The organism is Achromobacter spanius (assembly GCF_039673305.1).
Classification (GTDB): domain Bacteria; phylum Pseudomonadota; class Gammaproteobacteria; order Burkholderiales; family Burkholderiaceae_B; genus Achromobacter; species Achromobacter spanius_F.
This window is the reverse complement of record NZ_JBDJLJ010000042.1, coordinates 1-24,292: the sequence shown is the minus strand read 5'-3', so window position 1 is coordinate 24,292 and position 24,292 is coordinate 1. Positions and strand designations below refer to the sequence as shown.

The following is a 24,292-nucleotide window of genomic DNA, read 5'->3' as shown; positions in this document are numbered from 1 at the left end:
CGCCCTTCTGCTACCTTAACCAGGCCTTGCGCCGAGGCTTGCATCCGGCGCCCACGACGGAGACCGACCATGCCACGTCCTTCCGAGTCCGCTCCCCTGATCGGAGTGGTCCCGCCGTACATGCTGGACCGCCTGGCGCAACACGCCGATGCGCGCGTCAGCATGCCCGCCGTCAAGACGTTGATCATCGATCAGCAGCAGCGCAGCCTGCGCGAGATGGCCGAACAGCCGCCGCGCGCCACGCTTGCGCCCGCGCAGCACGCGGCGCCGCCAGGTTCACCCCAGCGCGCCATCCACGACGCCGCCAACAGCACGACCCTGCCCGGCAAGCTGATAAGGGCCGAAGGTGCGCGCGCCAGCGGCGACGCCGCGGTGGACGAGGCCTACGCGCATCTGGGCTCCACCTACAAGCTGTTCTGGAACGTGTACAAGCGCCATTCCATCGACGCCCACGGACTGCCCCTGGTGGGCACCGTGCACTACGGAGAGGACTACGAAAACGCCTTCTGGAACGGCGCGCAGATGGTATTTGGCGACGGCGATGGCCAGGTGTTCAACCGCTTCACCATCGCCGTCGACATCATCGGCCACGAACTCACCCACGGCGTGATCGACACCGAGGCCGCGCTGCTCTACCAGGGCCAGTCCGGCGCGCTGAATGAATCGCTGTGCGACGTGTTCGGCGCGCTGGTCAAGCAGTATTCGCTGGGGCAGACGGCCCGCGAGGCCGACTGGCTGGTGGGCCAGGGCCTGTTCACGCCCAAGGTGAAGGCCCGCGCCCTGCGCTCCATGGCCGAACCGGGCACCGCCTACGACGACCCCGTGCTGGGCAAGGACCCGCAGCCCGCGCACATGAAGGCCTATGTCGACACGCCGCGGGACAACGGCGGCGTGCACATCAATTCGGGCATTCCGAACCGGGCCTTTTATCTGGCGGCCACCGCCCTGGAAGGCAACGCCTGGAACGGCGCGGGACGCGTCTGGTACGACACACTGTGCGACAAGCGCCTGCGCCACGACGCCGACTTCAAGGCGTTCGCCAGCCTGACCCTGGAGGTCGCGGGCGCCAATGCCGACGCGGCCGTGCGCCGCGCGGTCGAACAGGCCTGGAAAGCCGTGGGAGTGCTGCCATGATAGAACTGCCTTCGCTCGACCTGGCTCAGCTCGTGCGCCTGACCCGCGAGGGCGGCCTGGCCTATCTGCCCGGCCTGGCCGAGCCCCGCCGCATCGACCTGAATACCTGCCCGCCGGGTGTGCGCCAGGAAGTCTGCGACGCCCTGCGGCACGCGGCGCCCAAGGCCGTTCCTGCCGCCGACGGCGGCGGCGACCAGCGCTACTTCCACGTGGAAGTCATTTACGAAGGCGCGGAAACGACGCAGATCAGCTTTGACGTGCCCGAGGCGGATGCGCCGGATACCCTGGTCCGCCTGTGGAAGAGCCAGGCCGGCCAATCTGGATAGACCGTCCGGCATACAGGCCCGCCACCGCCATCGCCAGGCACAGCGCGGCGCACACGCCCAGCGCAATGCCCCAGCCGTCCGACCGGTCGTGCAGCGCGCCCACCAGCGCGGGCCCCGTCGCGGCAAAGAGGTAGCCGACGCACTGCGCCATGCCCGACAGCGCCGCGGCCTGTTGCGCGTGGCTGGCGCGCAGACCCACGAACGCCAGGCCCAGGATGATGCCCGCGCCCGTGCCCAGCCCCAGCAGCATGATCCACAGCGTGCCCCACGCGGGCGCGGCGATCAGGCCCGCGTAGGCCACGAAGGAAGCCGCCGCCGCGCAGAAGGCCGCGGCCCGCTGGTCCTTCAGGCGGCGCAACATCGGCGCCAGGAACAGCGCGGGCGCCGCCGATGTCAGCTGCATCAGCCCGTGCAGCGATCCCGCGCGCTCGGCCGAAAAGCCCGCGTCGCGCAGAATGGCGGGCAGCCAGCTGACCCCGACATAGAACACGAAAGAATTGATGCCCAGGTACAGCGTGACCTGCCAGGCCAGCGGAGAACGCCACAGGCGCACGCCGTGCGGCGCGTGCGCGGTGGTCGACGCCGGCGGCGTATGGTTGGCCAGCTGCGGCAGCCACAACAGCAGGCTGACGAGCGGCAGGGCCAGCATGCACAGGGTAGAGAACCGCCAGCCGCCGCCAGCCAGATTGGCCAGCGGAATCGCGATGGCCGACGCCAGGCCCGCCGCCAGGCCCATGGTCAGCACGTAGGCGGAGGTCAGGCTCGCCACGCGCTGGGGAAAATCGCGCTTGAGCAGGCTGGGCAGCAGCACGTTGCCCAGGGCGATGCCCGCGCCGACGATGGCCGTGCCCGCATACAGCCCGGCGGCCCCGCCCAGCGTGCGCACGACGATGCCGGCGGCGACCAGCAGCATCGCCGCGAACAGCGTGCGTTCCAGCCCGAAACGGCGCGCCAGCCCCGCCGCGAACAGCGACACCACCGCGAACGCCAGCAGCGGCAAGGTGATCAGCATGCCTGCGGCGGCCGACGACAGCCCCAGCTGCTCGCGGATCATGCCGATGAGCGGCGGCACGCCGGTAAACGGCGCGCGCAAGGCCATGGCGATGCACAGGATGCCCGCGATCAGCAGCAGCGGGCGGCTGCCGGACGGGTTGGAAGACGGGACATGCGACATGGAAGGCAACCTGCAGAATCAGTTCGGGAACGCACGCAAGCGGCATTCCATCGACCATAAGCTTATGCAGGCCGCGCTTTACCGACTTTCGAGACAATGACAAACTATCCCTGAATTCGGCCAAACTGCCTGCCGCGATGCCGCGGTGAGGCCACCTGCATGCTCACGCCCCACACCCCGCCCGCGCCCTTGGACCCCGACTCGCCGGCGCAATGGACCTTTGCCATGCCCGTGCATGCGGCCGAACGCGACAGCGAGTCCCCGACGCACCGCCACCACATGGGCCAGCTCGTGCTGTCGCTGCGGGGCGCGGTGACCTGCTCGGTGCCGCAGGGGCTGTGGATGGTGCCGCCGCAGTGCGCGGTCTGGATTCCGGGCGGCGTGCCGCACAGCAATCGCGTCACCGCCAACGGGCGCGTCTGCTTCCTGTTCGTTCCGGCCGACGCGCCGCGCCTGCCCGCCGCCTGCTGCACGCTGGCGATCACGCCGCTGGTGCGCGAGCTGGTGACGCATCTGGCCGACCTGCCGCCGGCGGACAGCGCGACCCCCGCCAACCGCAAGCTTGCCGAGGTGCTGGTCGAACAGCTGGCGCACATGCCCACCGAGCATCTGCACCTGCCGATCTCCGACCACCCGCGGCTGCGCGAGATCGCCGGCGCGCTGAATGCGGATCCGGCCGACCGCAGCACCGTGGCGCAGTGGGGCAAGCGCGTCGCAATGAGCGAGCGCACGCTGGCGCGGCTGGTGCAGCAGGAGGTCGGCATGAGCTTCGGCCGCTGGCGCCAGCAACTGCACATCATCCTGGCCTTGCAGCGGCTTTCCGCGGGCGTTTCCGTGCAGCGCACCGCCGAAGACCTGGGCTACGAATCCGTCAGCGCCTTCATCACCATGTTCAAGAAGACGCTGGGCAAGACGCCCGCCCGCTACTTCGCGGACAAGTCGGACGGGCAGTCCGCCGCGCCATGACGCGCCCCGGCTGGCGCCGTCACTTCGGCCCGGCCACGATGAACAGCCGCGGGAACGGCAGCAGCACCGTGCCGTCCGCCAGCGCCGGATAGGCCGCTTCGATCAGCGACTGGTAGCGCGCCAGGAAACCGGCCTGTTCGTCCGCGTCCAGCCTGTCCAGGTAGGGTCGCAGCGCCGTCCCCTTGAACCACTCCACCACCGCCGCCGCGCCGGCCAGCGGATGGTGATAGGTCGTGCGCCACACGTCCAGCGTCCCGCAATGCGGCTTGAGCAGTTCGTAGTACCAGGCGGCGCTGTGGCGCGGGGGATGCTTGACCTCGCCCGTCTTGGCGGCCCAGGGCGCCTCGCCCGCGACCTGGCGCGCCAGGCGGTGCGCGGGTTCTTCCAGGTTGTCCGGCGTCTGCACCGCCAGGCTGCCGCCGGGAGCCAGCTTGGCCACCAGCGACGGATACAGGGTTTCGTGGTCGGGCACCCATTGCAGCGCGGCGTTGGCCAGGATCACGTCATAGGGCTGCGCGGGATTCCAGGTGGCGATGTCGGCCAGCTCGAAGGAAAGTGCCGGCAGGCGCTTGCGCGCGGCCGCGATCATGTCCTCGGAACTGTCCATGCCGGTGACTTCCGCATCCGGGTAGCGGCTGGCCAGCACCTCGGTGGAATTGCCGGGGCCGCAGCCCAGGTCCACCGCGCGCCTGACGTCCTGGTTCGGCAGCGCGGCGACCAGATCCCGCACCGGACGGGTGCGTTCGTTTTCAAAGGCGGTGTACTGCTTGGCGGACCAGCTTGTCATGTTTGTTCCTTGCGTGGCGACGTGATAGCCGCCGACTGTACGCCTGGCGCATTCATATGACAAATTCATATCCAGCCACCCATCCATATCCTGGAGATATGGCAAGCCCCAAACGATTCGCCCGCCCCAGGCGGATGCCGAAGGGCGGGCGGTCACGGCAAACGCCGGGGGTTACTGGGGCTTCAATTCATCCGAGCGGGTTTTCCACAGCGAAAACAGCACGCCGCCAAGAATCAGGCTGAAGGTCACGCCCAGCGAAATCGCCGGGGGCACCTTGCCGATGAAACCGACCAGGAAGATCTTCGTGCCGATGAACACCAGGACCAGGGCCAGCGCGTACTTCAGGTAGTGGAAGCGGTGGATCATCGCCGCCAGCGCGAAGTACAGCGCACGCAGGCCCAGGATCGCGAAGATGTTGCTGGTGTAGACGATGAACGGATCCGTCGTGATGGCGAAGATGGCCGGGACCGAATCCACCGCGAACACCAGGTCCACGAACTCGATCAGCACCAGCGCCAGCAGCAGCGGCGTCGCGAAACGCACCTTCTTCGACGTCGCCGGATCGGTCTCGGTCACCATGAAGGCATTGCCGCGCAGCCCTTCCGTGACGCGCATGTGGCGCTTGAGGAACTTCAGGATCGGGTTGGTGGCGATGTCCGGCGTCTGGTCCGCGATCATCCACATCTTGATGCCCGTGAACACCAGGAACGCGCCGAACAGGTACAGCAGCCAGCCGAAGTTGCTGACCAGCGCGGCGCCCAGGCCGATCATGGTGGCGCGCAGCACAATCACGCCCAGGATGCCCCAGAACAGCACGCGGTGCTGGTACTGGCGCGGAATCGCGAAGAAGCTGAAGATCAGGGCGATCACGAAGACGTTGTCCATCGACAGCGACTTCTCGATCATGAAGCCCGTGTAATAGGCCATGCCGCTGGCCGGGCCCATGTGCCACCAGACCCAGCCGCCGAACAGCACGGCCGCCGTGATGTAGCCGGCGGAAAGCAGCAGGCTCTCGCGCACGCCGATCTCGCGGTCTTCCTTGTGCAGCACGCCCAGGTCAAAGGCCAGCAGGCTGACGACGATGCCGATGAACAGCAGCCAGCTCCAGGCTGGCGTGCCGAGGAAATCGGCGTTGAAGAAGGTGATCAAAGTGTCCATGAGTGCCCCGCTAGATTCGAAGGTGCCCATGATCCGGATCCCGCCCGGATGGAGAAATCAGCCTGAAAGTGAGTTAAGGTTCGAAAAAACCGAAGTGAGCCGACACCGATGCTGAACTACCGCCACCTGTATTACTTCTGGATGGTCGCCAAGGAGGGCGGGTTTTCCCGCGCCGCCGAGCGCCTGGACATGGCCATCCAGACCATCAGCGCCCAGGTGCGCGAACTGGAGAAGAACCTGGGCCACCAGCTGCTCAAGCCGGCCGGACGGGGGGTGGCGCTGACCGATGCGGGCGAGGCCGCCTTCGCCCGCGCCGAGGAAATATTCCAGATCGGGCAGGTTCTGCCCCAGGAAGTGCGCGCCGCCGCCACCAAGCCCGTCGTACGGCTGTCGGTGGGGCTGTCCGACGGCATCTCGAAGCTCGCGGCGCATGCCCTGCTGGGCCCCGTGCTCCACACCCCGGACCTGCACCTGACCTGCCACGAAGGCGAGGTCGAGGAATTGCTGGGAGAACTGGCGCGGCATCACCTGGACCTGGTGCTGGCCGGCCAGGGCGCCCCGGCCAACCCCAACCTGCGGCTCACCAGCGACCGCCTGGTTTCGTCCCCGGTCGACTGGTATGGCCCCGCCAAGCTCGTGCGCAAATCGGATACGCTGGTCTTTCCCCGCTGCCTGGAACGCCTGCCCGTTCTGCTGCCCACCGGCCATTCCGTGCTGCGCCAGACCCTGGACCGCTGGTTCGGCGAGCAAGGCGTGTATCCGAACGTGGTGGGCGAATTCGAGGACAGCGCGCTGATGTCGGTGTTCGCCGCCCGCGGACTGGGGGTCTTCCCCCTCAGCCGGCTGGGCGGGGACGACATCGCGCTGCTGCGCGGACTGCGGCCCCTGGCCCGCTGCGATGACGTCCACGAGGAAATCCACGCCATCCGCAACCGCCGCGGCCAGCACCATCCGCTGGTCCGGCAAATCCTGGCGCAGGTTAAAGCTTCGGTTTTATCTTAATGTTTGTCACATCCACTCTGGTTTTTCAGAAATAAAATCCGCTTTATCGTGGCTATTCTTTTTTTTCGGAATATCGGAGTACCACTTCAATGAAGAAAATCATCTGGCTCGCTTTCGCCGTCCTCGCGGCGCTCTGGACCGGGCTGGTGGCGCTGACGCTGCAGCTGACCGACTGGGTGCTGGCCACCATCGCCACGGCCCAGGTGCCGGGCAGCGCGATCGACACCTCGCAGTGGGTCGCCCCCGCCTGGGCGGCCGCCTGGGTCGATCCCGCGTGGCTGCAATCGCTGCAGGCGGGCCTGGTCTGGGCGGCGCAGGGCCTGAACCAGGTGCTGCCCTTTGCCGGCAGCCTCGGCACGCTGATCTCCGTGCTGGGCTGGATCTGCTGGGGATTCATCATGGCCGGCCTGCTGGTGCTGGCGCTCATCCTGCACTGGCTCGCGGGCAAGCGCGAGCGCGACGCGGCCCCCGGCCGCCAGGTGGTGTAAAAAAGGGGCTGGCGACGCGCCAGCTCCGGCACGCTGCCCTCAACAGGAGCGTGCCGTGCCTTCTCGATCTCCCCGTGCCCTATTTCTTCCCCTGGCGGCGCTGATAGCCGGCGCCGCGATGGCCAACGCGCAGGCGTCGCCGGCGGCCTACGGGGTGGACGTCTGCACGGTGACGGGCACGTCGGGACAGTACAGCGTGCGCGTGCGCAACACGGGCTCGGCGCCTCTTTCACAGGCCGATGTCGTCGGCGTGCAGCTGAGCGCCAGCGGCCAGGGCAGCGGCAGCATCGACGTCAGCCTGACCGACATTCCTCCCGGCAAGTACAAGACGGCCGTGCTGGCGCGCCACGGCGAATCGGCCGCGCTCGTCAGCATCGCGACCTACCGGAAGATCAACGGGGTGGACACGCCGCAGCAGGAGCTGTACGCGGGCAAGGTCGCGCACGTGTCGCCCGGATCAGCGCTGCAGTACACGCTGGCGCCACTGGCCCTGCGCGGCTGGACGGTAGCCTATGGCACCGCGCAAAGCCCCAGGCTGGAGCAAGGCAGCGCCGTGCTGCTGATCTATCCCGCGCGCGCGGCCAAGAAACGCGACGCCACCCGGCCGGAAGCCGGACGCTCGCCCGCGGACGTCGTGCCGCTGGCCCCCTGCCCGCCCGCCGGCAGGAAATCCTGAACGCGCTCAGGTTCCGCTCAGCAGGTCGCGCTCGTTGAGCAGCGCATAGACGATCTCGGGCCGGTTGTCGAAGCCGCGCCGGATCGCAGCGGGCAGCGACGCCCGCGTCTTGCGGCACAGACCGGGCAGTTCTTCGAGCTGGATGGCGATGCCGCGCGAGGTGCGCACTTCGTTGTCGCTGGGGACGATGTGGATCACGATGCCCAACTGCGCCTGGATGCGCCCCTGCATCGCCCGCAGGTCTTCCAGGCTGGACAGATTCTCCAGCCGCGCCACCAGGCGCTTTTCCTCGTCCCGGGTCAATCGCAGGACGCGCAGGTCCGAGGCCGGATTGGCCAGCAGCCGCTCGCGGTCGCACACACAGGCGCCGGGCGGGCATTCTTGGCGGATGGGAAACGGGACGTTCATGGGGACGGTGCGCGGGACACGATAGCGCGGGCAATGCCTGTCTACGGATTCTAACCAGGATGACCGAGCGTCCGCGGCCGCGCACTGCTCGTTTACCCGCAAACCCGTGGGGCATAATGCCTGCCTGATCCGACTGGGAGGATGAACGGGTGAAAGGCATTCTGCTTGCCGCCATGCTGGCGACGCTGGGACAAAGCGCCTGGGCGCGCGATTTTCCCTACCCGATCAAGGCGGGCCTGCCCGCCACCGTGACGACCAGCGGCGGCGCCCCGGAGCGCGCCACCGTGCGCGTGGGCAACGGCCCCGCGCAGCTGCTGGGCGAATTCGACGAGGAAATCGACCAGATGCAGGCCGTCGACATCGACCACGACGGCTACCAGGACCTGGTCCTGGGCCAGAGCGGCGGCGGCTCGCAGGTCGTGAGCCGGCTGTTCCTGTACCGCCCCGCCCATGGCGGCTTCCAGGAAATTCCGCATCCCGGCGGGGACGCCAGCCCCTGCCACGGCTTCGTCAATCCGGCCTTCGACGCCACGCTTCCCGCCTTCAGCGTCGGCTGCCGCTATGGCGCCGGCAGCAACGGTGTCGAGGAATACGTGCTGCGCCCGGACGGCACGGCCCGCGCCACCTCATGGACCAAGCAAGCGCTGTTCCCCCTGGAAACCGCGCAGGCTGAACTGACCTGGCGCTTCCGCGAGGACGGCTCGCTCGACAGCATCGACATCGAGGGCGAAGGCTCGCCGCTGGAAGGCGGCATCGTGCAGGTCGGCAAGCTGGATCTCTACGACGCGCCCGACGTCAACGGACGACCCTCCATGACCGTATCCGAGGGCGAGCGCCTGGCGGTGGTTGCGCTGCAACCTCGCGGCTGGCTGCAGGTGCGCACCGGCGGCGGCGCGTTGAAATGGGCGCGCTACGGCGAGCTGCGCGTCGACAAGCACCGCTACCAGTCCGCGCCACCGAACGAAAATGGACTGGAACTCAACCTGTTCAACTATCTGGACGCCTGGGACGACGAAGAATCCGGCGGCCGCTTCACGCTGGGCCTGGACAATCACGGTACCGCGCCGGTCGAACTTCCGACGCCGCGGATCTGGCTGCTGCTGATCAACGCGCAGGGCGACCGCATCGTCCACCCCCTGCTCCAGGCCGACGCCATCACGCTGGGACGGGCGGGGTCGCAGGCCCCGGACAGCGGCATCGGACTGGTGGACGCGCCGGTGCTGTGGCGTACGGACGACGACGGCAAGCCTGCCTACATGATCCGGATCAACGAGGCGGACTACGTCCCTGTCGTCCCCGATCTTGCGGCGGGCCATTACCGCATGACCGCCGTCGTGACCGATCCTGGCAATCTTCGGGAACCGCTTTACTCGAACCAGGTCGAGTTCGACTTTCCCTTTCCGAAGCGGAACTAGCCAGCCTTCCGCGAACCGCCCGCCGTGACGCTGTATATTTTCCGGCCGCTGTAGCCGCGCCTTTCGCAAACCGCACAGACCATTCCAGGACCCATCCATCGTGCTGATCTTCCACAACCCCGTCCATGACAAACACAGCGGCCGCCAGGAGATGTTCCGCGGCAAACTGGTGCCGTGCCACGAAACGCCGGCGCGCCTGGAGTACGTGCTGCAAGCGCTGGACCAGCGCGGCATCGGCGAACTGCGCGCGCCCTCGGCGCCGGACATGGATCTGATCAAGCGTGTGCACACCCCGCGCTATGTGGACTTCCTGGAAAGCGCCTGGCGTGAATGGATCGCGCTGGACCCCGCCAATGCCGAACTGGACGTGCTGCCCTCGATCTGGCCCGTACGCGGCTTTCGCCACGACGTGGAACCCACCAACTTCGCCGCGCGCGTCGGCCTGTTCTCGTTCGACAGCGGCTGTCCGCTGACCGCCGGCACCTGGGAAGCGGCCACCGCCGGGGCCGCGTGCGCCATCGAAGCGGCGCGCGCCCTTTCAGGCGGCCACGGGCCGCGCGCCGCCATGGCGCTGACGCGCCCGCCCGGCCATCACGCCGGCGCGGACTTCTTCGGCGGCTACTGCTTCCTGAACAATGCCGCGCTCGCGGCGCAAGCGCTGCGCGACGCGGGCGCGCAGCGCGTTGCCGTGCTGGACGTGGACTATCACCACGGCAACGGCACGCAAAGCATCTTCTACGAACGCGGCGACGTGCTGACCGTATCGGTGCATGGCGATCCGACGACCGAGTACCCCTTCTACCTGGGCTATGCCGACGAACGCGGCCAGGGCGCGGGCCAGGGCTGCAACCTGAACCTGCCGCTGGTCGCGGGCAGCGATTTCGCCGCCTGGACGCAGGCGCTGGAACAGGGGTTGGACGCGGTCCGCGCCTTCAAGGCGGACGCGCTGGTGATCGCGCTGGGCGTGGATACCTACGAAGGCGACCCGATCTCGAAGTTCAAGCTGAAAAGCGTGGACTATCTTCAGGTCGGACGCATGCTGGCAGGCCTGGGCCTGCCCGCGGTGTTCACGATGGAAGGCGGCTACGCCGTCGCCGACGTCGGCATCAACGTGGCGAACGTGCTGGAAGGCTACGCGGGCTGAGCGCCGTGCAACGGGTCAGTCGCGCGTTTCCAGCACCTTGTTGATGCGCAGCGCCAGCAGCGTGCACGCCACGCCGGACAACAGGTAGACGCTGACGGCCACCAGCCCGAAGCGCGCCGACAGGCCCAGCGCCACCAGCGGCGCGAACGCCGCGCCGACCAGCCACGCCATGTCGGACGTCAGCGCGGCGCCGGTATAGCGGAAGCGGCGCGTGAAGTTGGCCGTGACCGTGCCGGACGCCTGTCCGTACGACAGGCCAAGCAGCGCGAAACCGATCAGGATGAACGCGTCTTGCGCCTTGGGGCCGCCGCCCAGCAGCCACGGAGCCACCACCGCGAATATGCCGATCAGCAACGCCAGCAGGCCCAGCGTGGTGCGCCGGCCGATGCGGTCGGCCAGCCAGCCCGACGCGATGGTGCCCAGGATGCCCAGCACCGCGCCGATGATCTGCACGATCAGCACGTCGGAAATCTGCTGCGTGCCGCTGACCGCGATCCATGACAGCGGAAACACCGTCACCAGGTGGAACAGCGCGTAGCTGGCCAGCGCCGCAAAGGCGCCGATGAACAGGTTGTAGCCCTGCTGGCTGACGATTTCGCGGATGCTGATGGGTTCCAGTTCGCCCTCTTCCAGGAGCTGGGTGTATTCCTCGGTGACCACCAGGCGCAGGCGCGCGAACAGCGCCACCACGTTGATGGCGAACGCCACAAAGAACGGATAGCGCCAGCCCCAATCCAGGAAGTCGGCCTGCGTCAACGTCAGGTGCAGGTACAGGAACAGCGCGCTGGCCACCATGAAGCCCACGGGCGCGCCCAGCTGGCCCATCATTGAATACCAGCCGCGGCGGTTGGGCGGCGCATTCAGCGCCAGCAGCGAAGGCAGGCCGTCCCACGAACCGCCGAACGCCAGCCCCTGCAGGCAGCGGAACACCGCCAGCAAGGTGATGGCGTGCACGCCGATGGAGGAATAGCCGGGCAGGAACGCCATGCCCACCGTGGCCGTTCCAAGCACGAACAGCGCGACGGTCAGTTTGGTCGCGCGGCCGAAGCGCCGCTGGATCGCCATGGACAGGGCGGTGCCGATCGGGCGCATGATGAACGCGAAGGAAAAGATGACGAAGGCCCAGAGCGTGCCTTCCAATGGTGCTTCGAAGGGAAAGAACACCTTCGGAAAAACCAGCACGCAAGCGATGCCGAAGACGAAGAAATCGAAGTATTCGGAGGCGCGTCCCACCACCACGCCCACCGCGATTTCACCAGGAGCCACCTTGGCATGGCTGGCCCCGCCGCTGATCGCCCCGGGCCCCGGCAAGGGAGAGGGATGACCGGGATATTGCGTGGTGGTCGACATGGGTTCGCTCGCAAAAGAAGGTTCTGGATACGCCTTGTCTACGATCTTGCAACACACCTGTGCCACGGTACGCCCATAACGCCGGGAGCCGCAAGCCCCAAAGCCCAGGACTGCCCCGCACGCGTTCCCGTGCATACTTTTGCTCTTTTTACCCTAGATTTTTCGCGGCTTCCAGCGTAGTGTTTCGTTTACTTCCCACGGTTACGTTTCGGGGTATGACCATGTCGTCCTTCCCAAGGCTCCGCGGATTGATCCTGTTTGCCGCCCTGCCATTGCTTGCGGGGTGCAATGCGGTCCTGCTCTCGCCATCAGGCGACGTGGCCGTGCAGCAGCGCAACCTGATCATCATTTCCACCGGCTTGATGCTCATCATCATCGTGCCGGTGATCATCCTCACGCTGCTGTTCGCATGGCGCTACCGCGCCAGCAACAAGGAAGCGCACTACGACCCCGACTGGAACCACTCCACCATGCTGGAGCTCCTGATCTGGGCCGCCCCGCTGCTGATCATCATCGCGCTGGGCGCGCTCACCTGGGTCAGCACCCACCAGCTCGATCCCTACCGTCCGCTGGCGCGCCTGTCCGAAGGCCGCGAGGTGCCCGCGGGCACCAAGCCGCTGGTGGTCGAAGTGGTCGCGCTCGACTGGAAATGGCTGTTCCTCTACCCCGAGCAGGGCGTCGCGGCCGTGAACGAAATGGCCGCGCCCGTCGACCGCCCCATCCAGTTCAAGATCACCTCGTCGTCGGTGATGAATTCCTTCTTCGTGCCCGCGCTGGCCGGCCAGATCTACGCCATGCCCGGCATGCAGACCACGCTGCACGCCGTGATCAACCACCCCGGCGAATACGAGGGCCTGTCCGCCAACTACAGTGGCTCGGGCTTTTCCGGCATGCGCTTCAAGTTTCATGGACTGGACCAGCAGGGCTTCGATAACTGGGTCGCGCAGGCGCGCAAGTCCGCGTCCGCGCTCAGCCGCGAAACCTACCTGAAGCTCGAGCAGCCCAGCGAGCGCAATCCGGTCCAGCACTTCGCGTCGGTCGCGCCCGGCCTGTTCGACGCCATCGTCAACCGCTGCGTCGAACCCAACCGCATGTGCATGCGCGTTGCGATGGCCATCGACGCGCAAGGCGGCGCCGGCATCCCGGGCGCGCGCAACATCGCCACCATGGACCCCCAGATGCGCGAGCGCCTGGGGCTGACGGGAACGCCGCCGCGCAAGTACGTGGGCGCCATGTGCACGGCCACCGAAGGGCTGGTGCTGTAGCACGGGCGGCCCGTGCGGCACGCCACGGGCCTCATGAAATCGCGGTCTTTTTGCGGGAATCGAGATGCCTGATCAACCTGACCTCACCAAGCTGATCTTCGGCCGCCTGACCTGGGACGCCATTCCCTTCCACGAGCCCATCCTGCTGATCACGTTCTTCATGGTGGCGGCCGGCGGCATCGTGGTGCTGGGCTCCATTACCTACTACAAGAAGTGGGGCTACCTGTGGCACGAATGGTTCACCAGCATCGACCACAAGAAGATCGGCATCATGTACGTCATCCTGGGCATCGTGATGCTGCTGCGCGGCTTCGCCGACGCCATCATGATGCGCCTGCAGCAGGCGGTGGCGTTCGGCGACTCCGCCGGCTACCTGCCCCCGCACCACTATGACCAGATCTTCACCGCGCACGGCGTGATCATGATCTTCTTCGTGGCCATGCCGCTGGTCACGGGGCTGATGAACTACATCGTGCCGCTGCAGATCGGAGCGCGCGACGTCGCCTTCCCCTTCCTGAACAACTTCAGCTTCTGGATGACCACGGGCGGCGTGATCCTCGTGATGATGTCGCTGTTCGTGGGCGAGTTCGCGCGCACCGGCTGGCTGGCGTATCCGCCTTTATCGGGCATTGCGCACAGTCCTGACGTCGGGGTGGACTACTACATCTGGGCCTTGCAGATAGCGGGGGTGGGCACGCTGCTGTCCGGCATCAACCTGCTGGTCACCATCGTGAAGATGCGCGCCCCCGGCATGACCATGATGCGCATGCCCATCTTCACCTGGACCGCCCTGTGCACCAACGTGCTCATCGTGGCGGCCTTCCCCGTCCTGACCGCGGTGCTGGCGCTGTTGTCCATGGACCGCTACGTGGGCACGAACTTCTTCACCGCGGACTTCGGCGGCAACGCCATGATGTACGTAAACCTGATCTGGATCTGGGGCCACCCCGAGGTCTACATCCTGATCCTGCCGGCCTTCGGCATTTTCTCGGAAGTGGTGTCCACGTACTGCCGAAAGCGCCTATTCGGCTATGCGTCCATGGTCTACGCGACCGTCGTGATCACGGTGCTGTCGTACCTGGTCTGGCTGCATCACTTCTTCACCATGGGGTCCGGCGCCAGCGTGAACTCGTTCTTCGGGATCACGACAATGATCATTTCGATACCAACGGGCGCCAAGATCTTCAACTGGCTGTTCACCATGTACCGCGGGCGCATCCGCTTCGAGGTCCCCATGCTGTGGACCCTGGGCTTCATGGTCACCTTCGTGATCGGCGGCATGACCGGGGTGCTGCTGGCGGTGCCGCCCGCCGACTTCGCGCTGCACAACAGCCTGTTCCTGATCGCCCACTTCCACAACGTGATCATCGGCGGCGTGCTGTTCGGGCTGATGGCCGGCATCACCTACTGGTTTCCCAAGGCCTTTGGCTACAAGCTGGATCCGTTCTGGGGCAAGTGTTCGTTCTGGTTCTGGCTGGTGGGTTTCTACGTGGCCTTCATGCCGCTTTATGTGCTGGGGCTGATGGGCGTGACGCGCCGCGTGAACCACTTTGAAGACATGTCGCTGCAGATCTGGTTCCAGGTGGCGGCGTTCGGCGCGCTGCTCATCGCCTGCGGCATCGCCAGCTTCATCATCCAGCTCGTGGTCAGCTACCGCCGCCGCGACCAGCTTCGCGACACCACGGGCGACCCCTGGGACGGCCGCACGCTGGAATGGTCCACGTCGTCGCCGCCGCCCAACTACAACTTCGCGTTCACGCCGCGCGTGCATGACCTGGACGCCTGGTGGCAGATGAAGCAGCACGGCTACCAGCGCCCGCGCCTGGGCTTCATTCCGATCCACATGCCCCGCAACACCTGGGCGGGCATCGTGCTGGCGGGAATCAGCGTGGTGATGGGCTTTGCGCTGATCTGGCACATGTGGCCGCTGACCGTGCTGGCGTTCGCGGCGCTGATCCTGGTGTCGATCATCCATACCTTCAACTACAAGCGCGACTACTACGTCCCGACCGAAGAGGTCGTGGCCACGGAAGACGCCCGCACGAGGCTGCTAGCGCAACATGTCTGATACCTACGCCCCCACCCTGCCCGGCGGCGCCGCGCCGTCCCACGAGCCCGTCTTCTACGTTCCTGGCGAACACCATCCCAAGAACGGCACGCTGCTCGGGTTCTGGGTCTACCTGATGAGCGACTGCCTCATCTTCGCCTGCCTGTTCGCGGTCTATGGCGTGCTGGGCCGCAACTTCGCCGCCGGCCCGTCCGGCGCCGACCTGTTCGACCTGCAGCTCGTGGCGGTGAACACGGCGCTGCTGCTGCTGTCGTCCATCACCTATGGCTTCGCCATGCTGGAGATGCGGCGCAACCGCATCGGCGCCACCCAGGCCTGGCTTGCCGTGACCGGCATCCTGGGGGTGGGCTTCCTGTCGCTGGAACTGTACGAGTTCTCGCACCTGATCCACCAGGGCGCCGGACCGCAGCGCAGCGCCTTCCTGTCGGCCTTCTTCACGCTGGTCGGCACGCACGGGCTGCACGTCACGTTCGGCATCGTCTGGCTGGTGACGTTGATGCTTCAGGTGCGCATGCACGGCCTCATCCCCGAAAACCGCCGCCGCCTGATGTGCCTGTCGATGTTCTGGCACTTTCTGGACCTGATCTGGGTGGGCGTGTTCACCTTCGTGTATCTGATGGGAGTGCTGCCATGAGCTCGCACATGGACAATCTGGCCGACACCGGGCACGGCGGGCATCATGGCCACGACCACCACGACGATGACGACGGCGCCGCCCACGGCACCCTCAAGAGCTACCTGACCGGCTTCGTGCTGGCGGCCATCCTGACCGCCATCCCGTTCTGGCTGGTCATGGACCGGGTGATCGACAGCTCGCGCGTCACCGGGCTGGTGATCCTGGCCTTCGCCGTGGTGCAGATCGTGGTCCACATCATCTATTTCCTGCACATGGACACCAAGTCCGAAAGCGGCTGGAATATGTTGGCGTTAATATTCACGCTGGTGCTGGTCGTAATCACGCTCAGCGGATCCATCTGGATCATGTATCACCTGAACTCCAACATGATGCCCATGTCCACCCACGACATGCGGAAAATGCCCTGATGTCAGCAGTAAAAGACACTTCTTCACGCGACACCTCCCGTAATCCGCGCAGCAAGGCAACCCTGGTCATCCTGGGGCTGCTTGCTGCCGCCGTGTTCGCCGGGCTTTGCGCCCTGGGTACCTGGCAGGTGCACCGGCTGGCCTGGAAACGCGCCCTGATCGCGCAGGTCGACCAGCGCGCCCACGCGCCGGCCACGCCGGCTCCGGCCAAGGCCAACTGGCCCGCGCTCACGTCCGACAACGCCGAATACCGCCACGTGTCGGCGTCCGGCACCTACAAGTTCGACCAGCAGACGCTGGTGCAGGCCGCCACCGAACTGGGCAGCGGCTACTGGGTCATGACGCCCCTGGAACTGCCCGATGGCGGCACGGTGCTGGTCAACCGCGGCTTCGTGCTGCCGGAATGGCGCAAGGCCCAGGCGCAGATCGCCCAGCCGCCCGCGCCCGGGCAGGTCACCGGCCTGCTGCGCATGGGCGAACCCGGCAGCGGCTTCCTGCGCAACAACGACCCCGCCGCCAACCTCTGGTATTCACGCGATCTTCCGGCCATCGCCACCGCGCGCGGCCTGACCGATGTGGCGCCGTTCTTCATCGATGCCGATGCGGCGTCCAGCCCGGAACGCAATCCGGCCAAGGCGCCCGTCGGGGGGCTGACGGTGCTCAGCTTTCCGAACAACCACCTGGTCTACGCCATCACCTGGTACGCGCTGGCGCTGATGGTGATCGTGGGCGTGGCGGTTTTCGTGCGCGAGGAAAAGCGCGCGCGCAACAAGCCCTGAACCGGTCCGGCCGGGTTGAAGAAATGCGGCGCCCCTTCGGGCGCCGCATTTTTTTGCAGCCGGCGGGAGCGGCCCGCCTTACTGGCCCGGCCAGCGGATGCTGCCGGGTTCCGGGCACACCCAGGATCCCTGCAGCCGTTCGCGGATCTGGGCCAGGTTCTGCTCGACCAGCAGGCAGCCGTCGCGGAACACCGGCACCAGCGCCCCGCCCGCCGCCTGTTCGGGCGTCTGCTGATCGCGCAGCACATAGCCGGCCGGCGTCTCGTCCACCCGCAACAGGCCCTTGGCCGAACGCTTCACGCCCGAATCCGTGACCGGGTCCTTCACCAATTCCTGCGGTTCGCCGTTGACCTCGGCATAGGTGGCCTTCAGGGCCCAGCCGAAGGTGTCGCGGGTCAGGTATTGATAGGTGTAGGAGCCGATGCCCAGCACCACGTTGCCCGAGGCGAACCCCTTGCGCGCCAGGCGCACCAGGATGTCGCGCGCCCGGGTCAGGGTGATCGAGTCGCCGTAGATCAGGCCGACGTGCGAATCCAGCAGCTTGTAGCCGCGCTCCGTCTCGGTCCCGCCGAAGGTGTCCCACAGGCATTGGACCGCGCCCTTCACTTCTTCGGGCCGCAGCGCCTGCGCCGCGCAGGCGCCTTCGCCCAGCAGCCAGTACGCGCCGGTCTCGGCATCGCGCACGGCCTCGAAGCCGCCCTCCAGCGCCTGCGCCATCGCGGCGCGGTCGGCCACGCGGGGCACGTCGGTGCAGAAGTAGCCGGTGAGGATCTTCACGGGATCGCCGGAATCCGGACGGAATACGACCTTGGCGTTGCCGTAGGCATCCGGTCCGCGGCCCAGGATCTCGGCCTTGAGCGCCGCGGCGAAGTCCGTCACGACCTGCCAGAAATCCCAGGTGTCCGACACCACCGACACGATACCGGCGGGGTAGACCTGCGTGACCAGGCGGCGGATGGTTTCGATCTCGCCTTCCTTGCTGCCCAGGCACATTACCGAGTGTTCGGTCGCCGGCACGGAGCCGCCGATGAGTTCGCGGTCGGAGTCGGCGCCGTAGATGTCCTCCAGGTAGTCGATCGCGGGAATGGTGTCGGTGCCGGTGAACGACAGCAGGTGGCCCGCGCCGCACTTGCGCGCGTCGTACAGGCCGGCCATGCCGCGCATGGAGAAGTCGTGGCCCTGCCAGTTCACGAAGTCCATCGGACTGCCCGTCAGCCGCGCGTAGTAGGTCAGCAGCTTGCGGTATTCGAAGGCGATGGTCGCAACCGTCGACGGCTTCCAGCACTCGCAGCTGAACAGGGTCTCTATATAGGTCACCAGCCAGGCGAATTCCGGCCGCGTATTGATGAAGGTGACCGGGGGCACCCGGATGTCGACGCGCGCGCCTTCCGGCACCGACCGGATTTCCAGCGGCAGGTAGCCCAGCTCGTGCAGGGCGCGCAAGTGGTCCACCGTGACCGCGCCCTTGCCCAGCGCGTTGTCGACGCGGCGCTGGTACTGGCGCACGACGTCGTCCGCCGGCCTGGCGAAGAACTCGCGGTCGAACAGGCCGATCAGGATCTCCTTGATGAAGCCCTGCAGCCCGAACCAGACGATCTTGTCGTCGAACAATTCCGGCAGCACCGGCGCCAGCCGGGCCGAACGCGGCGTGAAGTTGGCCAGGATCCTGTTGGTGCCTTCCGGATACTGGAACGGGTGGCCGGTCTTGTAGAAATCCGCCTGCAGGAAGGGATTGAGGCCGTTCTTGACGGCGGGGGCCAGGGAGTCGGGGGCATTCATGGCGGGTTCCTTCTTAGTTCTTCGTTCTTAGTTGACCAGCACGGGAGCGCCGGCGCCTTCGGCGGCGGTCCAGTCCCAGGCGGTGAAAACGGCGGCATAGCGGGCGTTCAGTTCGGCCAGGCCTTTGCTGAAGATGCCGTGGGTGACGTACAGGCACAGCGGCTGCGTCGTCTTGTCGCGCAGGGCGGCCGCCAGTTCCAGGAACGTGCGGCCACCGTCGCAGATGTCGTCGACGACCAGCACGGGCTGCGCGGGAATATCGTCGGGCACGCGGGTTTCCGTGATGCGGCCGGTTTGCGGGTCGCGCACTTTTTCCGCGTAGCGAACATCGCTCACGCCGAGCTTGCGGGCCAGGGCCTGCACCCGCTTGCGGGCGCCGGCGTCCGGCGCCATCAGCGTGACGCCCCGAGCAAACATCGGGGCGGCCAGCGCCTTTTGCAGGAAGGCGGCGGCATCGACGACGCGCACGCGCTGCAGCAGCGCGGGCGTGACGTCGCTGTGCGGCTCCACGATGGTCACGGTGGCGTATTGCTGGTCATTGATCAGCTTGCAGAACACGGCAGCGCCCAGCGCCTCGCCGGGATTGCAGACGCGGTCCTGGCGCGCATACGGGACGTAGGGCATGTCCAGGTGCACCGGCGCGGCCGGGTTCAGGCGACGCAACGCGTCCGTCAGCATCAGCAGCCGCATGACGTCGTCCGCCGACTTCAGCAGGGCGTGGATGCGGAATTCGCTGGCGGCGTCCGCTTGGCGCCGCAAGCCGGCCGGAATCGTGACCTGGCATTCGCCGCCCGGGAACGTGAACGCGGCCGGCGTATCGCTGTGGCGTTGTCCTTCTACTAGCGCAGTGATGGTGAACATGGTCATCCCTTAGTGGCATTTCAAAACTAAGTGGCGCCAGTATAAGCCTACTTATTGTTGTTTTGCAACTATTAAGGAGTTTCGCCGCATCGGCCGGCCGCGCTCAGGCGACGCTGCGGTCGAACAGGGTGAAATCCTTCAGGCGGTACAGGCGCGCCGGCCGCTGGGCGCCCCCGACCTGCCCGCCGGTGGGCTCCAGCACGTCCCAGGCTTCCATCTTGCGGCGGAAGTTCGATTTTTCGAGGCGGGTCTGCAGGATGGCTTCATAGGTGTGCTGCAGCTGGGTCAGCGTGAAGCTTTCGGGCAGCAGGAAGAACGGCAGCGTGGAATAGCTGGATTTGCCGCGCAGGCGCTTGACGGCCGCCCCGACGATGGCGGCGTGATCGAACGCCAGGGGCGGCAAGGCGTCCACGCTGACAAAGCGGAATTCCGCGCGCCTGGCCGCCTCCAGTTCGGCCGCCGGCACCAGCGCCACATAGGCCACGGAAAGCGACCACTGGCGCGGATCGCGGTCCTGCCCCGAGAACACCTGGAGCTGCTCCAGGTAACGCGGCTCGAACCCGGTCTTGTCCCGCAGCACGCGCCGGATGCTGTCTTCGGTGGACGTGTCCTCGTCCGCATGCACCACGCCGCCCGGCAACGCCATGGCGCCCTTGAAGGGCTCGCGGTCGCGCTGGTGCAGCGCGATCTCCAGGCCGCCGTCGCGCAGGGTGAGCAGGACGGCGTCGACGGTGACGAGGGGATTGGGAAAGTCCACGGGCGGTTCGACAGGATTGGCTTCGGGGCAAGATGCCACTATGACGCCCGCCGGTCAATCCGCCGGTCGGATCGCACGTTTGGAGGAGACAGGGGGCAACGCCCTGCGACCAGAATTGAAGGCACGAGAATTATCAAAGATAGCCTGAAATTGACGCTCGTTAACGGAAAATAACGCATTGTTCTACAATGCAGCCCAAGGAACACCGCCGGATTGATGCTAGGCGTGCTGTTCCTTTTGTTTTTTCCAACCCATATCCCAGGAGTTTCCCGGATGAAAAAGACGCTGCTCGCCGCCGCAATGCTGGCTTCGTTTGCAGGCATTGCCCAGGCAGAACCGTCAGTCACTCTTTATGGTGTCATCGACACCGGCCTCGGCTACAACAAGATCAAGGGCGACGGCTACAACGGCTCCAAGCTCGGCATGATCAACGGCATCCAGGCCGGCTCCCGCTGGGGCCTGCGCGGATCCGAAGATCTGGGCGACGGCCTGCGCGCCGTCTTCAAACTGGAAAGCGGCTTCGACTCCGCCAACGGCCAGCGCGGCCAATCGGGCCGCCTGTTCGGCCGGCAGGCCACCATCGGCCTGGCCAACGACGCGTGGGGCTCGCTGGAATTCGGCCGCCAGGCCACGGTCGGCTCGAACTACCTGGCCGACATCGACCCCTTCTACACCAGCTACACCCAATCCAACCTGGGCCTGGGTTTCAGCGCGGCCAACACCATGCGCTGGGACAACATGGTCATGTACCGCACCCCGTCAGTGAACGGCTTCGAACTCGGCGTGGGCTATTCGTTCAATGCCGACGACACCACCACGGACCAGACGGGCTTTCGCACCGCCGACAACACGCGCGGCATCACCGCCGGCCTGCGCTACGTGCAGGGTCCGCTGAACATCGCGCTGACCTACGACCAGTTGAACGGCGCCAACCGCAGCTCGATCGACAATGGCGCCACGCCGCGCCAGTACGCCCTGGGCGTGTCCTACGACCTGGAAGTGGTCAAGCTTGCCGCCGCCTACGGCCGCACCACCGACGGCTGGTTCGTGGGCCAGGACCTGCCCGCCGGCACGCCCTTCAGCGATGAGTTCGGCACCAACCGCTTCGTGGACGGCTTCAAGGCGAACTCCTACATGCTGGGCGCGACCCTGCCGGTCGGCGGCTCCAGCAGCCTGTTCGCCTCGTGGCAGCACGTGGCCCCGTCCAACGACAAGCTGACGGGCGGCGATGAGAACATGAACGTCTACAGCGTGGGCTACACCTACGACCTGTCCAAGCGCACCAACCTGTACGCCTATGGTTCGTACGGCACGGACTACGCGTTCATCGACGGCCTGAAGAGCACGGCCGCCGGCGTGGGCATCCGCCACCAGTTCTAAGCGGATGCAATGCCGGCCCGCCATGCGGCGCCGGCTTGCTTTGCCGCCCAGGTCTGTCAGCGGGCCTGGGCGCGCTCCAGCAGTCGGACGATTTCGGTCTGTGCGCGCTGGCGCGCATGCAACAAGGGGCTGCGGCCGTCGCCGTCGGCCAGGTTCACATCCGCCCCGCCCTCGATCAGCAGCGCCACGATGGCCTGATGGCGCGGCCCGCCATCGCTGAGGATGATGGCCTCGAGCAACCCCGTCCAGCCCAGCCGGTTGACGTGGTCGGGATCCACGCCCGCCTGCAGCAGGCGCTTCACCACGTCGACGTGGCCCCGCTCGCACGCGGGAATCAGCGCCGTGCCGCCGTAGCGATTGGTGCTTTTCAGGTCTGCGCCATGGCGCAGCGTCAGTTCCAGGATATCCAGATAGCCTTGCGCCCCCGCCAGCAGGTAGGCGCTGTCCTGCATGCGGTTCTGGGCGTTCACGTCCGCGCCGGCCTCGATGAGCGCGCCGGCGGCCTGCGCATGATTGCCCTGGGTGGCGCGCAGCAGCGGCGTGTTGCCCTGCGCATCGCGCGCTTCCAGCGGCGCGCCCTGGGCCAGCAGTTCGCGCACGCGCGCGGTGTCGCCCTTGCCCGACGCCTCGAGCAGTTGGGCGGCGCGGTCGCCCGCGGCGGCGCCGAAGCCGACTGCGGACAGCGCCAGCACGACGCAGGCCCGCCAGAAGTTGATGTAAGCCATTCCCTGCAGCCTCCTTGTCATTTTCCACATGCCCGTGCCGCTGCGGCGAACCGCCGGCCGGGCGCGCCGCCATTATCTCCTTGCGGCCGGCGTCGCGCCGACCTAAGCTCGGCCCAGTCCGCGGTGCAGTGCAATGCGCAGGAAACAAGCGTCCGGCATGATCGGCCTCCCTTACTGATCGCAGCCCCCAAGAACTGCCATGCCTACTCGTTTCGCTTCCGAGCTTCCTTCCTTCGTCCGCCCTTCACGCCTGATGCGCGCTTGCGCGCTGGCCTTGCTGCCGCTGGCGCTGGCCGCCTGCAACGGCGGCGGCGACGACGATGACGATGTCCAGCCGCCCGTCGCGGAAACCCCCGCCCCCCAGCCGGAAACGCCGGCGCCCGAACCCGAAACGCCGTCGCGCAACACGGCTTACCTGCAGGCCAAGCCGGGCGACGTCATCCAGGTCCGCATCGAGGAACTGCATCCCACCCAGGCCGCCATCGGCTACGACCAGATCTACTACAAGCTCGGCCGCTGGCAAGGCGACTTCGACCGCGCCACCTGGGCCGCCGACCCCGTGCTGCAGCTGGACTACCTGAACCGCACCGTCGGCAAGAAGTTCGACGACTACTGCGAAGACGTGGGCGGCGCCGAGCGCACGCAGAAATTCCAGAGCATCGCGGAGGCGCGCGCCGCGCGCCTGGACCAACCCGACACCTTTACCTGCCTGGACGCGCCGGGCACGAACACCGCCAACCTGAAGACGGTGGTCGTGGGCTGGGACGGCAACCTGTACCTGACCGACGGCCACCACACGTTCTCGTCGCTGCGCGAGATCGCCGACGGCGGTCCCAAGCTGCCGGTCTGGGTGAAGGTGGACGCCAACTACAGCGACCTGACGACTGCCGCCGCCTTCTGGCAGCGCATGGTCGACGAGCGCCGCGCCTGGTTGCGCGACGGCCAGAATCAGCCCATCACCGTGGACCAGTTGCCCGCGCGCCTGGGCCTGCCCAGCGCGCAGGAGCCGGGCGGCATGCAGGAAGACCGCTACCGCTCGCTGGTGTACTTCACCCGGGACATCGCCTACAGCAACGGCAACCTGCCCGAATTCGCCGAGTTCCTGTGGGGCGACTGGCTGCGCCGCCAGGCCGCCGCCGGCCAGCTGCAGGGGCTGGACCAATACAAGATGCAGGCGCCGGCCACGCCCGCGCAGATCCTGGCCGTCAGCACGCTGAACAGCAGCCTTGCCCCCACCGGATCCGCCGACAGCTATGCGGCCGCCGTGCGCGACGCGTCGCTGAAGATGAGCGCGCTGAACGACGCCGACATCGTGTTCGAAGACCGCGATGCGGCCAGCCTGGGGCGGATCGCGCTGGTTGCGGGCGCCGCCAGCGGCTCGCCCACCAAGGCCGCGCGCGACACGCTCGAAGAGCTGCCGCGCGACGACGTCAAGACGTCCGACCTCACGCCGCGCGGCGCCGGCAAGCTGTGGTTCGCGGTCAATTACCGCGCTTGCGGCAAGCCCGCGGCGGGCACCTGCTGGGGCTGGTGACGGCAGGCCCAGCGCCGCGCCGGACTCAGATGTCGCCCTGCATCGCGGGCCTGGCCTGGACCCGGTCCAGCC

General features: G+C 67.0%; 24 protein-coding genes. 15 read left to right on the top strand and 9 right to left on the bottom strand.

Annotated features, from left to right (window positions below):
• The first annotated feature begins 69 nt into the window (after positions 1–69).
• A complete protein-coding gene (locus tag ABE485_RS23560) occupies positions 70–1,134 on the top strand; it encodes a M4 family metallopeptidase (protein ID WP_346517668.1) in 1,065 nt (354 codons plus the stop codon).
• On the top strand, positions 1,131–1,460 hold the full coding sequence (locus ABE485_RS23555; RefSeq protein WP_346517667.1) for a protealysin inhibitor emfourin: 330 nt from the start codon (positions 1,131–1,133) through the stop codon (positions 1,458–1,460). The genes ABE485_RS23560 and ABE485_RS23555 overlap by 4 nt, the downstream gene beginning before the upstream one ends.
• Here ABE485_RS23555 and ABE485_RS23550 read toward each other — a convergent pair.
• Positions 1,381–2,634, bottom strand: coding sequence for an MFS transporter (locus ABE485_RS23550; protein WP_346517666.1), 1,254 nt, complete (start codon positions 2,632–2,634; stop codon positions 1,381–1,383). The two genes, ABE485_RS23555 and ABE485_RS23550, sit on opposite strands and share 80 nt — an antisense overlap.
• 159 nt (positions 2,635–2,793) lie before the next feature.
• Between ABE485_RS23550 and ABE485_RS23545 the strand changes: the two genes are divergently transcribed.
• A complete protein-coding gene (locus tag ABE485_RS23545; RefSeq protein ID WP_346517665.1) occupies positions 2,794–3,600 on the top strand; it encodes an AraC family transcriptional regulator in 807 nt (268 codons plus the stop codon).
• Positions 3,601–3,619: 19 nt separating this feature from the next.
• Here ABE485_RS23545 and tam read toward each other — a convergent pair whose 3' ends face one another.
• On the bottom strand, positions 3,620–4,387 hold the full coding sequence (gene tam / locus ABE485_RS23540; protein ID WP_346517664.1) for a trans-aconitate 2-methyltransferase: 768 nt from the start codon (positions 4,385–4,387) through the stop codon (positions 3,620–3,622).
• 171 nt (positions 4,388–4,558) lie between these two features.
• Positions 4,559–5,545, bottom strand: coding sequence for a TerC family protein (locus ABE485_RS23535; protein ID WP_346517663.1), 987 nt, complete (start codon positions 5,543–5,545; stop codon positions 4,559–4,561).
• Positions 5,546–5,653: 108 nt separating this feature from the next.
• On the opposite strand from ABE485_RS23535, the gene ABE485_RS23530 reads away from it, so the two are divergent.
• From ABE485_RS23530 to ABE485_RS23520, 3 genes are all read left to right on the top strand, one after another.
• A complete protein-coding gene (locus ABE485_RS23530) occupies positions 5,654–6,547 on the top strand; it encodes a LysR family transcriptional regulator (RefSeq protein ID WP_346517662.1) in 894 nt (297 codons plus the stop codon).
• An 89-nt stretch (positions 6,548–6,636) separates the two neighbouring features.
• Positions 6,637–7,035: a hypothetical protein gene (locus tag ABE485_RS23525; RefSeq protein WP_346517661.1), complete on the top strand. Its 399-nt coding sequence runs from the start codon at positions 6,637–6,639 to the stop codon at positions 7,033–7,035.
• Between the two features lie 55 nt (positions 7,036–7,090).
• Positions 7,091–7,711, top strand: coding sequence for a hypothetical protein (locus ABE485_RS23520; RefSeq protein WP_346517660.1), 621 nt, complete (start codon positions 7,091–7,093; stop codon positions 7,709–7,711).
• Positions 7,712–7,717: 6 nt separating this feature from the next.
• Here ABE485_RS23520 and ABE485_RS23515 read toward each other — a convergent pair whose 3' ends face one another.
• A complete protein-coding gene (locus ABE485_RS23515) occupies positions 7,718–8,119 on the bottom strand; it encodes a hypothetical protein (RefSeq protein ID WP_346517659.1) in 402 nt (133 codons plus the stop codon).
• A gap of 149 nt (positions 8,120–8,268) precedes the next feature.
• Here ABE485_RS23515 and ABE485_RS23510 point away from each other — a divergent pair, with 149 nt between their 5' ends.
• Together ABE485_RS23510 and ABE485_RS23505 are read left to right on the top strand one after the other, a co-directional pair.
• A complete protein-coding gene (locus ABE485_RS23510; RefSeq protein WP_346517658.1) occupies positions 8,269–9,534 on the top strand; it encodes an SH3 domain-containing protein in 1,266 nt (421 codons plus the stop codon).
• Positions 9,535–9,634: 100 nt separating this feature from the next.
• The gene (locus ABE485_RS23505) at positions 9,635–10,678 is read left to right on the top strand and encodes a histone deacetylase family protein (protein ID WP_346517657.1); all 1,044 of its coding nucleotides are present in this window, start codon (positions 9,635–9,637) and stop codon (positions 10,676–10,678) included.
• A gap of 15 nt (positions 10,679–10,693) precedes the next feature.
• Here ABE485_RS23505 and ABE485_RS23500 read toward each other — a convergent pair whose 3' ends face one another.
• Entirely contained in the window at positions 10,694–12,028 is a 1,335-nt protein-coding gene (locus ABE485_RS23500) for an MFS transporter (protein WP_346517656.1), read from the bottom strand.
• Between the two features lie 221 nt (positions 12,029–12,249).
• Between ABE485_RS23500 and cyoA the strand changes: the two genes are divergently transcribed.
• The 5 genes from cyoA (at position 12,250) to ABE485_RS23475 (ending at position 17,184) form a co-directional block, all read left to right on the top strand.
• Complete coding sequence (cyoA, locus tag ABE485_RS23495) at positions 12,250–13,293, top strand: ubiquinol oxidase subunit II (RefSeq protein WP_346517655.1); 1,044 nt, start codon at positions 12,250–12,252, stop codon at positions 13,291–13,293.
• Positions 13,294–13,357: 64 nt separating this feature from the next.
• A complete protein-coding gene (gene cyoB, locus ABE485_RS23490; protein ID WP_346517654.1) occupies positions 13,358–15,361 on the top strand; it encodes a cytochrome o ubiquinol oxidase subunit I in 2,004 nt (667 codons plus the stop codon).
• A complete protein-coding gene (cyoC, locus tag ABE485_RS23485) occupies positions 15,354–15,995 on the top strand; it encodes a cytochrome o ubiquinol oxidase subunit III (protein ID WP_346517653.1) in 642 nt (213 codons plus the stop codon). The genes cyoB and cyoC overlap by 8 nt, the downstream gene beginning before the upstream one ends.
• Positions 15,992–16,405: a cytochrome o ubiquinol oxidase subunit IV gene (cyoD, locus tag ABE485_RS23480; protein WP_346517652.1), complete on the top strand. Its 414-nt coding sequence runs from the start codon at positions 15,992–15,994 to the stop codon at positions 16,403–16,405. The genes cyoC and cyoD overlap by 4 nt, the downstream gene beginning before the upstream one ends.
• A complete protein-coding gene (locus ABE485_RS23475) occupies positions 16,405–17,184 on the top strand; it encodes an SURF1 family protein (RefSeq protein ID WP_346517651.1) in 780 nt (259 codons plus the stop codon). Before cyoD ends, ABE485_RS23475 begins: the two co-directional genes overlap by 1 nt.
• Before the next feature lie 78 nt (positions 17,185–17,262).
• Here the strand turns inward: ABE485_RS23475 and ABE485_RS23470 are convergent, their stop codons facing one another.
• The 3 genes from ABE485_RS23470 to ABE485_RS23460 all read right to left on the bottom strand — a co-directional run bounded on the left by ABE485_RS23470 (position 17,263) and on the right by ABE485_RS23460 (position 20,581).
• On the bottom strand, positions 17,263–18,963 hold the full coding sequence (locus ABE485_RS23470) for a nicotinate phosphoribosyltransferase (protein WP_346517650.1): 1,701 nt from the start codon (positions 18,961–18,963) through the stop codon (positions 17,263–17,265).
• Positions 18,964–18,990: 27 nt separating this feature from the next.
• Positions 18,991–19,824: a ribose-phosphate diphosphokinase gene (prs, locus tag ABE485_RS23465; protein WP_346517649.1), complete on the bottom strand. Its 834-nt coding sequence runs from the start codon at positions 19,822–19,824 to the stop codon at positions 18,991–18,993.
• A 103-nt stretch (positions 19,825–19,927) separates the two neighbouring features.
• Complete coding sequence (locus tag ABE485_RS23460; protein WP_346517648.1) at positions 19,928–20,581, bottom strand: NUDIX hydrolase; 654 nt, start codon at positions 20,579–20,581, stop codon at positions 19,928–19,930.
• Positions 20,582–20,854: 273 nt separating this feature from the next.
• Here ABE485_RS23460 and ABE485_RS23455 point away from each other — a divergent pair, with 273 nt between their 5' ends.
• Complete coding sequence (locus tag ABE485_RS23455) at positions 20,855–21,961, top strand: porin (protein WP_346517647.1); 1,107 nt, start codon at positions 20,855–20,857, stop codon at positions 21,959–21,961.
• Between the two features lie 56 nt (positions 21,962–22,017).
• Here ABE485_RS23455 and ABE485_RS23450 read toward each other — a convergent pair whose 3' ends face one another.
• A complete protein-coding gene (locus ABE485_RS23450) occupies positions 22,018–22,686 on the bottom strand; it encodes an ankyrin repeat domain-containing protein (RefSeq protein WP_346517646.1) in 669 nt (222 codons plus the stop codon).
• 199 nt (positions 22,687–22,885) lie between these two features.
• Between ABE485_RS23450 and ABE485_RS23445 the strand changes: the two genes are divergently transcribed.
• A complete protein-coding gene (locus tag ABE485_RS23445; RefSeq protein ID WP_346517645.1) occupies positions 22,886–24,220 on the top strand; it encodes a ParB/Srx family N-terminal domain-containing protein in 1,335 nt (444 codons plus the stop codon).
• Positions 24,221–24,292: the final 72 nt, after the last annotated feature.

Bases quoted from the DNA above. Each gene is read 5' to 3' on its own strand.
- ABE485_RS23560 (WP_346517668.1), top strand. From the start codon at position 70: ATGCCACGTCCTTCCGAGTCCGCTCCCCTGATCGGAGTGGTCCCGCCG.
- ABE485_RS23555 (WP_346517667.1), top strand. From the start codon at position 1,131: ATGATAGAACTGCCTTCGCTCGACCTGGCTCAGCTCGTGCGCCTGACC.
- ABE485_RS23550 (WP_346517666.1), bottom strand. From the start codon at position 2,634: ATGTCGCATGTCCCGTCTTCCAACCCGTCCGGCAGCCGCCCGCTGCTG.
- ABE485_RS23545 (WP_346517665.1), top strand. From the start codon at position 2,794: ATGCTCACGCCCCACACCCCGCCCGCGCCCTTGGACCCCGACTCGCCG.
- tam (WP_346517664.1), bottom strand. From the start codon at position 4,387: ATGACAAGCTGGTCCGCCAAGCAGTACACCGCCTTTGAAAACGAACGC.
- ABE485_RS23535 (WP_346517663.1), bottom strand. From the start codon at position 5,545: ATGGACACTTTGATCACCTTCTTCAACGCCGATTTCCTCGGCACGCCA.
- ABE485_RS23530 (WP_346517662.1), top strand. From the start codon at position 5,654: ATGCTGAACTACCGCCACCTGTATTACTTCTGGATGGTCGCCAAGGAG.
- ABE485_RS23525 (WP_346517661.1), top strand. From the start codon at position 6,637: ATGAAGAAAATCATCTGGCTCGCTTTCGCCGTCCTCGCGGCGCTCTGG.
- ABE485_RS23515 (WP_346517659.1), bottom strand. From the start codon at position 8,119: ATGAACGTCCCGTTTCCCATCCGCCAAGAATGCCCGCCCGGCGCCTGT.
- ABE485_RS23500 (WP_346517656.1), bottom strand. From the start codon at position 12,028: ATGTCGACCACCACGCAATATCCCGGTCATCCCTCTCCCTTGCCGGGG.
- cyoA (WP_346517655.1), top strand. From the start codon at position 12,250: ATGTCGTCCTTCCCAAGGCTCCGCGGATTGATCCTGTTTGCCGCCCTG.
- cyoB (WP_346517654.1), top strand. From the start codon at position 13,358: ATGCCTGATCAACCTGACCTCACCAAGCTGATCTTCGGCCGCCTGACC.
- cyoC (WP_346517653.1), top strand. From the start codon at position 15,354: ATGTCTGATACCTACGCCCCCACCCTGCCCGGCGGCGCCGCGCCGTCC.
- cyoD (WP_346517652.1), top strand. From the start codon at position 15,992: ATGAGCTCGCACATGGACAATCTGGCCGACACCGGGCACGGCGGGCAT.
- ABE485_RS23475 (WP_346517651.1), top strand. From the start codon at position 16,405: ATGTCAGCAGTAAAAGACACTTCTTCACGCGACACCTCCCGTAATCCG.
- ABE485_RS23470 (WP_346517650.1), bottom strand. From the start codon at position 18,963: ATGAATGCCCCCGACTCCCTGGCCCCCGCCGTCAAGAACGGCCTCAAT.
- prs (WP_346517649.1), bottom strand. From the start codon at position 19,824: ATGTTCACCATCACTGCGCTAGTAGAAGGACAACGCCACAGCGATACG.
- ABE485_RS23455 (WP_346517647.1), top strand. From the start codon at position 20,855: ATGAAAAAGACGCTGCTCGCCGCCGCAATGCTGGCTTCGTTTGCAGGC.
- ABE485_RS23450 (WP_346517646.1), bottom strand. From the start codon at position 22,686: ATGGCTTACATCAACTTCTGGCGGGCCTGCGTCGTGCTGGCGCTGTCC.
- ABE485_RS23445 (WP_346517645.1), top strand. From the start codon at position 22,886: ATGCCTACTCGTTTCGCTTCCGAGCTTCCTTCCTTCGTCCGCCCTTCA.